Annotated in this window: 1 protein-coding gene; it reads left to right on the top strand. The window is 66.3% G+C overall.

Annotated elements, in window-relative coordinates; translation table 11 throughout:
* A partial coding sequence (locus tag NRB56_RS38105; protein WP_227838695.1) for a condensation domain-containing protein occupies positions 1-1,038 on the top strand: 1,038 nt, incomplete at both ends.

The following is a 1,038-nucleotide window of genomic DNA, read 5'->3' as shown; positions in this document are numbered from 1 at the left end:
GTTGGTGGCGGGTCCGCGTCCGGATCGGGTGCCGTTGTCGTTGGCGCAGTCTCGGATGTGGTTTTTGAATCAGTTCGATACCGGGTCGGCGGTGAACAATATTCCGGTGGCGATCCGGTTGTCGGGGTCGTTGGATGTGGTGGCGTTGGGTGCGGCGGTGTCGGATGTGGTGGCGCGGCACGAGATTCTGCGGACGGTGTATCCGGGTGGTGCGGGGGGGCCGGTGCAGCGGGTGCTGCCGGTGTCGGCGATGCCGGTGGGTGTGGTGCCGGTGCCGGTGGCCGCGGATGCGGTGCTGGGCGAGGTGGCCGCGGTGGTGTCGGCGGGTTTCGATGTGACGGTGGAGGTGCCGTTCCGGATCCGGTTGTTCGAGGTGACCGATGCGGTGGGTGAGTTCGTGCTGGTGTTCGTGGCGCATCATATTGCCGCGGATGGCTGGTCGATGGGGCCGTTGACGCGTGATGTGATGGTGGCGTATGCGGCGCGGTCGGCTGGTGAGGTGCCGGGGTGGGCGGCGTTGCCGGTGCAGTATGCGGATTACAGTGTGTGGCAGCGGGAGTTGCTGGGTTCGGAGGATGATCCGGCGAGTTTGCTGTCGGGTCAGGCGCGGTTCTGGCAGACGGTGTTGGCGGGGGTGCCGGATGAGTTGAATCTGCCGGCGGATCGGGCGCGGCCGGCGGTGGCGTCGTTCGCTGGTGGGCGGGTGGTGTTCCCGGTCTCTTCGGTGACGCATCGGGGTTTGGTGCGGGTGGCGCGGTCGCAGAACGCGACGTTGTTCATGGTGGTGCATGCGGCGCTGGCGGTGTTGTTGGCGCGGTTGTCGGGGACTGAGGACATTGTGGTGGGGACGCCGGTGGCCGGTCGTGGTGAGGCCGAGTTGGATTCGGTGATCGGGATGTTTGTGAACACGCTGGTGTTGCGGAGTCGGGTGTCCGGTGGGGAGTCGTTCGAGCAGTTGGTGGCGGCGACCAAGGATGGTGATCTGGCGGCGTTCGCGCATGCGGATATTCCGTTCGAGCGGTTGGTGGAGTTGGTGAA

Source organism: Nocardia aurantia (genome assembly GCF_009604425.1).
GTDB classification, from domain to species: Bacteria; Actinomycetota; Actinomycetes; order Mycobacteriales; family Mycobacteriaceae; genus Nocardia; species Nocardia aurantia.
Note: the sequence above shows the minus strand (reverse complement) of the source record. Positions and strands in the feature narration are given on the sequence as shown.